Origin of the sequence: Micropruina sp., assembly GCF_047607385.1 — a bacterium.
In the GTDB taxonomy this organism is placed as follows: domain Bacteria; phylum Actinomycetota; class Actinomycetes; order Propionibacteriales; family Propionibacteriaceae; genus Micropruina.
The window spans coordinates 1-7,210 of the sequence record NZ_JASGDE010000160.1 but is presented as its reverse complement, the minus strand read 5'-3'; the positions used below and the strand labels follow the sequence as shown (position 1 = coordinate 7,210).

The 7,210-nt window shown below is 71.8% G+C and carries 6 protein-coding genes and 1 riboswitch; all 6 genes read left to right on the top strand.

Annotation, left to right across the window (positions count from 1 at the left end; all coding sequences use genetic code 11):
- Nucleotides 1–72 precede the first annotated feature (72 nt).
- A riboswitch (cobalamin riboswitch) is annotated at nt 73–201 on the top strand.
- Between the two features lie 81 nt (nt 202–282).
- The 6 genes from QM582_RS14050 to QM582_RS14025 all read left to right on the top strand — a co-directional run bounded on the left by QM582_RS14050 (nt 283) and on the right by QM582_RS14025 (nt 6,979).
- Nucleotides 283–1,860: a hypothetical protein gene (locus QM582_RS14050; protein ID WP_415085397.1), complete on the top strand. Its 1,578-nt coding sequence runs from the start codon at nt 283–285 to the stop codon at nt 1,858–1,860.
- Nucleotides 1,857–2,729: a hypothetical protein gene (locus tag QM582_RS14045; RefSeq protein ID WP_415085395.1), complete on the top strand. Its 873-nt coding sequence runs from the start codon at nt 1,857–1,859 to the stop codon at nt 2,727–2,729. Before QM582_RS14050 ends, QM582_RS14045 begins: the two co-directional genes overlap by 4 nt.
- Complete coding sequence (locus QM582_RS14040; RefSeq protein WP_415085393.1) at nt 2,702–3,883, top strand: energy-coupling factor transporter transmembrane component T; 1,182 nt, start codon at nt 2,702–2,704, stop codon at nt 3,881–3,883. Before QM582_RS14045 ends, QM582_RS14040 begins: the two co-directional genes overlap by 28 nt.
- Nucleotides 3,880–5,475 carry an ABC transporter ATP-binding protein gene (locus tag QM582_RS14035; protein WP_415085391.1) on the top strand — a complete coding sequence of 532 codons (1,596 nt, stop codon included), beginning with the start codon at nt 3,880–3,882 and terminating at the stop codon, nt 5,473–5,475. The genes QM582_RS14040 and QM582_RS14035 overlap by 4 nt, the downstream gene beginning before the upstream one ends.
- Nucleotides 5,472–6,296: an ECF transporter S component gene (locus QM582_RS14030; RefSeq protein WP_415085389.1), complete on the top strand. Its 825-nt coding sequence runs from the start codon at nt 5,472–5,474 to the stop codon at nt 6,294–6,296. Before QM582_RS14035 ends, QM582_RS14030 begins: the two co-directional genes overlap by 4 nt.
- A gap of 68 nt (nt 6,297–6,364) precedes the next feature.
- Nucleotides 6,365–6,979 (top strand): superoxide dismutase, encoded by a 615-nt coding sequence (locus QM582_RS14025; protein ID WP_415085387.1) that lies wholly within the window; start codon nt 6,365–6,367, stop codon nt 6,977–6,979.
- Nucleotides 6,980–7,210 lie beyond the last annotated feature (231 nt).

Below are 7,210 nucleotides of genomic sequence, written 5' to 3'. Positions count from 1 at the left end.
TGAGCGCTCGCCGAATTCGGCGAGCGCTCAATAGTTAGGCGAGCGCTTCCCTGGGCGAGCGGAGGGGTGGGGGCGCGGTGCATTAGGGTGAGTGGCACCCGAACCCGAGCAGGGGAACCCGGTGCGAATCCGGAGCTGACCCGCAGCCGTGACGCCAGCGATGGCGAAGCCGGAATGCCTGCCCGGTTCCGGCTCGCCAACCCGTCGTGGTACGCGGAGGAGCCTGACATCGCCCCGGTCCGGATCCGTCTCGCCCGCCACACGCGACCGAAGGACTCCACCATGTCTCCCACTCTGAAGCGCCTGCTGGCCGTCGGGACTGCGGCCACCCTGGCCCTGTCCGCATCGGCCACGCTGGCCCCGACGGCGACCGCCGCGACCGAGGTCGACACCACCAAGGCCGCCAACTACCTGGTCAAGAACCTGCCGGCCAGCGGTGACGGGGCGTCCGCCTCGATGACCGCCGCGCTCGGCCTGGCCACCACCGGCGACTGCAGCTATGCCCCGGCGCTGCAGACGCTGGTCAAGCAGATCGAGAAGAACACCAAGTCGTACCTGTACCCGAGCAAGAAGCTGAACCAGGCCCGAGCGGCCAATCTGGCCATCGTGGTCAGCTCGCTCGGCCTGAATCCGAAGAAATTCGCCGGGTACAACCTGGTCTCGCTGGTCACCAAGAGCCTGCCCAAGGACGGCCAGCTCGGTGCGTCGAAGTCGGCGTTCAGCCAGAGCCTGGGCATCATCGCGCTGAAGCGGGCCAACGCCACCATCCCGGTGACGCTGCTGACCAATCTGCTCGGCCAGCAGGGCGACAACGGCGCCTTCGGCTACGAATACCCGGCCGGCACGTTCAACGCCGACCCCGACACCACGGCGATGGGAATCCTGGCGCTGAAGTCGCTCGGCCAGCTCAAGCCGCAGCAGGACGCCGCCACCGGCTGGGCGAAGAGCGCGCAGAAGAGCGCCGGCTACTGGGAGAACTACTCGCCGGTGGACTCCACCGGCCTGCTCGGCTCGGCGCTGGGCAGCGGCGCCGAGGTGACCAAGGCCAAGGCGTGGCTGGGCACCGTCCAGCACTCCGACGGCGGCTTCCCGAACTCGCTGGACGCCGGCACCGAGTCGAACCCGATGGCCACCGCGAACGCGCTCTGGCTGATCAACGGCACGTCGCTGCTGGACGTCTCGCTCGACCTGGGCAAATGCCCGAAGACGCCGTCGCTGCCCAAGGCCACCGCGTCCTGCTCGGGCGTGTGGGTGGTGGTCGATCGCGGCAACGGCCAGCAGACGGTCCGCTGCGCCACCAAGTACTCCACCGGACTGGCGGCGCTGAAGAGCGCCGGCTTCACGGTGGACGCCAAGGACGGCTTCGTGAACCGCATCCACGGCTTCCCGTCCAAGCTCGACACCACCTTCTCGAAGTACTGGGGCTACTGGAGCGCCACCCCCAAGTCCGACGGCACCTGGAACGCCTGGACGTCCTACGCCGTGGGCGCGGCCACGTCCAAGCCGGTGAAGGGCAGCGTCGAGGGCTGGGTGTACGGCCCCTACCCGGGCGACAACGCGCAGCCCGACCTGGCCGCCCCGCCGGCCGGCTACACCGCCAGCCCCGTCCCGGCCATCTCCGGCACGGCCAAGGTCGGCAAGACGCTGACCGTCGCCACCGGAACCTGGTCGCCGAAGCCGGAGAAGCTGTCGATCCGCTGGTACCGCTCCGGCAAGGCCATCTCGAAGGCGACCAAGACCGGCTACAAGCTGACCAAGTCGGACGCCGGGAAGACCATCACGGTCAAGGTGACCGCCAGCGGCACCGGCCTGCAGACCGTGTCGAAGACCTCCAAGGCCACCGCGAAGGTCGCCAAGTGAGGAAGCTCACCGTTGCGCTGGTGCTGGCGGCCTGCGCCGCCGGCACCAGTGCAGCCCCGGCGGTCGCCACCGCCCCGCAGCTCCCGCAGGCCGCGGGGTGCAGCGGGGTCTGGGTGATCGTCGACTACGGGTCGCTGGGCGGCGGGGTCAGCACCCGGTGCGCCACCAGCTACGGCACCGGACTGGCCGCGCTGCGCAGCGCCGGCTTCTCACCGACCGTCGACGAGGGCTTCGTGCTGAAGCTCAGCGGCAAGCCGTCCAAGCCCGACATCAACAAGGCCTACTGGTCGTACTGGCACGCCAGCAAGCAGGCCGACGGCAGCTATTCGGCGTGGAGCTACTCGAACCTGGGGGCCGGCAGCTACCGGCCCAAGCAGGGCAACGCCGAGGGCTGGCACTACGTCTCGATCAACGGCGGCAACACCCCGCCGGGGGCGAAACCGCCCACCGGGAGCATCGACTCCCCCAAGCCGAAGCCCTCCGCGTCCACCCGCAAACCGACACCGAAGCCCAGCAAGAAGACCAGCCAGCCGGCCAAGCCGGCCAGCACCCCGGCCAAGCCGAGCGCCAGCAGCCGGACCAGCAAGGCGTCCGCCTCGGCCACCGCGTCCCGGCCGCCGGCTGCCAGCACCGCCGCGACGGCGACGGCCTCCGCCGCTGCCTCGACCGCCCCGGTCACGCCCACGATCGAGGCGTCCGGGGCCGATCCGACCGAGACCGGCGCCGTGGTCGCGCAGGAACAGCCGTCGGCGACCCCGGACGCCGGCGGCGCCGGCAGCCCGGTGGGCACCATCGTGGTCGGCGCGGTGATCGTGGCCGCCGCCGGCGGATTGGGCGGCTGGTGGCTGCTGAAGGGACGGAAGTCCTGAACGAACTGCACCCCTGGGCCTGGTGGTGCTGGGCGATCGGCATCGGGATCGCAGTGAACGGCACCACCAATCCGCTGTTGCTGCTGCTGATCGCCACCGCCATGGTCGTGGTGGTGATGCTGCGCCGCAGCGACGCCCCCTGGGCCCGCTCGGTACGCGCCTACCTGTTCCTGGCGCTGTTCGTGATCGGGATGCGGCTGTTCTTCCGCATCCTGCTCGGCGGCGGCAACGGCGAGACCGTGCTGTTCACGCTGCCGTCAGTGCCGCTGCCACAGTGGGCCGCCGGCATCCAGCTGGGCGGCCCGGTCACCGCCGAGGCGCTGGCCGGCACCAGCTACGAGGCGTTGCGGCTCGCCGTGATGCTGCTCTGCGTGGGCGCCGCGAACGCGCTGGCGAATCCGCGGCAGGCGCTGCGATCGGTGCCGGCGGCGCTCTACGAGGCGTCCGTTGCCGTGGTGATCGCGCTCAGCGTCGCCCCGCAGCTGATCGAGAGCATCCAGCGGGTGCGCCGTGCCCGGCGGCTGCGCGGCGATTCCAGCACCGGCCTGCGCACCCTGGGCACCATCGCCCTGCCGGTGCTGGCCGACGCCATCGACCGCTCGCTGGCGCTGGCTGCCGGGATGGAGTCGCGCGGCTTCGCCCGCACCCGCGGCCTGCCCACCGCCGGCACCCTGCCGGTGATGCTGCTGTCGTCGATGGCGGCCACCGGCGGCGTCTTCCTGCTGCTCAGCACCGACTACTGGCAACTGGCCTGCTGGCTGCTGGCGCTCGGCCTGCTCGGCGCCGCCCTGGGCCTGCGGGCCGCCGGACGCCGGCTGCGGGTCACCGGCTACCGTCCGATGCCGTGGCGGAGCACCGAGACCCTGGTCGCGGTCTCCGGCGTGCTGGCCGCCGCCCTGCTGCTCTGGCTCGGCTGGCTCGATCCGGACGGGCTCAGCCCGGCGCTGGCGTCGCTGCTCGACCCGTCGGCGCTGGCGCCCAGCACCGACCCGCTGGTCTGGCCGAGCCTCAGCGCGCCGATGCTGCTGGTGCTGGCCCTGGTGCTGCTGCCGCTGCCGCTGACCCGCCGCCGCAAGCCCTCCGTCACCCCAGACCGCACCGATCGCCGGGTGCGTCCGCTGCGGGTCCGCGCCGGCGAACCGGAGCCGACATGACGGTGATCGAGTTCGACCGGGTCAGCATCAGCTATCCGGCAGCCGAGCGGCCGGTGCTGGACACCGTCTCGTTCGCCCTGCCGGAGGGCGATCTGTGCCTGGTGATCGGCCGCACCGGCTCGGGCAAGTCGACGCTGCTGGGGGCGATCAACGGCCTGGTGCCGCACTTCACCGGCGGCACGTTGGCCGGACGGGTGTCGGTCGGCGGCTTGGACACCGCGAGCCACCGGCCCCGGGACCTGGCCGACCTGGTCGGCTACGTGGGTCAGGACCCGTTGCGCGGCTTCGTCACCGACACCGTCGAGGACGAGATCGCCTACGGGATGGAGCAGTTGGGCGTGGCGCCGCAGGCGATGCGGAAACGGGTCGAGGAGACCCTCGACCTGATGGGCATCGCCGACCTGCGCCGGCGTCCGCTGATCGAGCTGTCCGGCGGGCAGCAGCAGCGGGTGGCGATCGCCGCGGTGCTGGCCGCGCAGCCCCGGGTGCTGGTGCTGGACGAGCCCACTTCGGCGCTCGACCCGACCGCCGCGCAGGACGTGCTGGCCGCGATCGGCACCCTGGTGCACGACGTCGGGCTGACCGTGGTGCTGGCCGAGCACCGGCTGGAGCGGGTGATGCAGGCGGCCGACTCGATGCTCTGGCTGCCCGGCGACGGCCGGGTCGTGCACGGCCCGCCCGGCGACGTGCTGGCCGGCGCCGACGTCACTCCCCCGCTGGCCCAGCTGGCCCGGGTGGCGGGCTGGGACGAGGTGCCGCTCAGCGTCCGTTCGGCCCGGCGCAGGGTCCAGGCCGAACGGCTGACCGTGACGCCCGCGCCGGTTCCGGCGGCGTCCGGCGGCCCACCGGCGCTCACCGCCCGCCGGATCGAAGTCCGCTACGGCGACCTGGTCGCGGTCGCGGGGGTCGACCTGGAGCTCGCCGCCGGGACGGTGACCAGCCTGCTGGGCCGCAACGGGGCCGGGAAGTCGTCGCTGCTCTGGGCGTTGCAGGGTGCACTGAGCTGCGCGGGCGAGCTGGACGTGCAGGGCCGCGACCCGCGCCGGCTGAGCGCCGCCGAAGCCCGCCGGGCGGTCACGCTGGTGCCGCAGACCGCGGCCGACCTGCTCTATCTGCCCAGCGTGGGCGCCGAATGCGCCCAGGCGGACGCCGAGAGCGACGCCGAGCCGGGGACGACGGCGGGGCTGTTGCGCGACCTCGGCGTCCGGGTTCCCGACGACCGCGATCCCAGGGATCTCTCGGAGGGGCAACGGCTGGCCCTGGTGCTGGCCGTCCAGCTGGCCGCCCGGCCGCCGGTGGTGCTGCTGGACGAGCCGACCCGCGGCCTCGACTACGCCGCGAAGGCCGAACTGCGGGCCATCGTCGCCGGCCTGGCGGCGTCCGGCAAGGCGGTGCTGATCAGCACCCACGACGTGGAATTCGCCGCCGGGGTGAGCCGGCGCACCCTGCTGATGGCCGACGGCGAGCTGATCGCCGACGGCAGCACCGTCGAGATCCTCACCTCCTCGCCCGCCTACGCGCCGCAGATGGCCAAGGTGTTCGCGCCCGCCGCCGTGCTGACCCCCGACGACGTCGGACGGGGGCTGGCATGAGGACCGGGGGCGTCCGGACGTCCGCGACTGTGCTGGTGGCGCTGCTGGTCGGCGCGGTGGCCTTCGGCTGGCCGCTGGTGCTGCGTCCGGAATCGGGCATGCGGCCCGAGCTGGCCCCGATCGTCTTCGGCGCCGTGATCACGGTGACGATGGCGGTGGTGCTCTCCGAGATCGCCGGCGGACGGATGGACGCCCGCACCCTGGCGATGCTCGGCGTGCTGGCCGCGGTCGGCACCATCCTGCGTCCGCTGGGCGCCGGGACGGCGGGCATCGAGCTGGTCTTCTTCGTGCTGATCCTGGCCGGGCGGGTGTTCGGCCCCGGCTTCGGTTTCGCGCTGGGCGCCGTCACCCTGTTCACCTCGGCGCTGATCACCTCGGGGGTGGGCATCTGGCTGCCCTACCAGATGCTGGCCGCCGGGTTCGTCGGACTGTTCGCCGGCCGGCTGCCGAAGGCCTCCGGACGCGCCGAGATCTGGCTGCTGGCCGGCTACGGCATGGTCTCGGCGTTCGCCTACGGCTGGGTGATGGACTTCGCGTTCTGGCCGTTCGGCATCGGCAACGACACCCCGATCTCGTTCGATCCGCACCTCGACATGGTGCAGAACCTGCACCGCTTCGTGCTGTACAACATCGCCACCTCGATGGGCTGGAACCTGGGCCGGGCGCTGACCAACGCCGTGCTGATCGCCCTGGTGGCGCCGTCGCTGCTGCGGTTGCTGCGCCGCTCCGCCCGGCGGGCCGAGTTCGTCCCCGCCTTCGCCGAGCCAGGGAGCGAGACGGACGCCCGAAGGGGGGCTTTTGCTCCGCACCGGGCGGAATAGAGTGTCGGAGTGGCAGGTTGGGGCTTGATGACGACCCCGACACCGATCGCCACAACGAAGGAGTACCGATGACGTACACGCTGCCGGACCTCGATTACGACTACGGCGCACTCGAGCCGCACATCTCCGCGCAGATCATGCAGCTGCACCACGACAAGCACCACGCCGCCTACGTGGCCGGTGCGAACACCGCGCTGGAGAAGCTGGCCGCAGCCCGGGAGAGCGGCGATTTCGCGGCGATCAACAAGCTGGAGAAGGACCTGGCCTTCCACCTCGGCGGGCACATCAACCACTCGGTGTTCTGGAAGAACATGTCCCCGGACGGCGGCGGCCGTCCCGAGGGCGAGATCGCGGCCGCGATCGACGAGTTCTTCGGCTCGTTCGAGGGCTTCCAGAAGCAGTTCAACGAAGTCGCCAACGGCCTGCAGGGCTCCGGCTGGTCGGTGCTGGTCTGGGACACCCTGGGCAAGCGGCTGAACATCAACCAGCTGTTCGACCAGCAGGGCAACCTGCCGGTGGGCCAGCTGCCGGTGCTGCAGCTGGACATGTGGGAGCACGCCTTCTACCTGCAGTACCTGAACGTGAAGGGCGACTACGTGAAGGCGTGGTGGAACGTGGTCAACTGGGCCGACGTCACCGAGCGCTTCAGCAAGGCGCAAGCGGCCAGCACCGGCCTGTTCTGACAGTCGCCCCTGTAGACACCGCGTCCGAGCGACGAACCCAACGGCCCCCGGGAGTTTCTCCCGGGGGCCGTTGGCATGCCCGGTCCCGCGCTCCCAGCCCCGCGCTCCCGGTCCCGCGCTCCCGGTCCCGCGCTCCCGGTCCCGCGCTCCCGGTCCCGCCCTCCCAGCCCCGCGCTCGCCTAACTATTTGGGGCTCGCTGAGTTCAGCGAGCCCCAAATAGTTAGGCGAGC

Bases quoted from the DNA above. Each gene is read 5' to 3' on its own strand.
- QM582_RS14050 (WP_415085397.1), top strand. From the start codon at position 283: ATGTCTCCCACTCTGAAGCGCCTGCTGGCCGTCGGGACTGCGGCCACC.
- QM582_RS14035 (WP_415085391.1), top strand. From the start codon at position 3,880: ATGACGGTGATCGAGTTCGACCGGGTCAGCATCAGCTATCCGGCAGCC.
- QM582_RS14030 (WP_415085389.1), top strand. From the start codon at position 5,472: ATGAGGACCGGGGGCGTCCGGACGTCCGCGACTGTGCTGGTGGCGCTG.
- QM582_RS14025 (WP_415085387.1), top strand. From the start codon at position 6,365: ATGACGTACACGCTGCCGGACCTCGATTACGACTACGGCGCACTCGAG.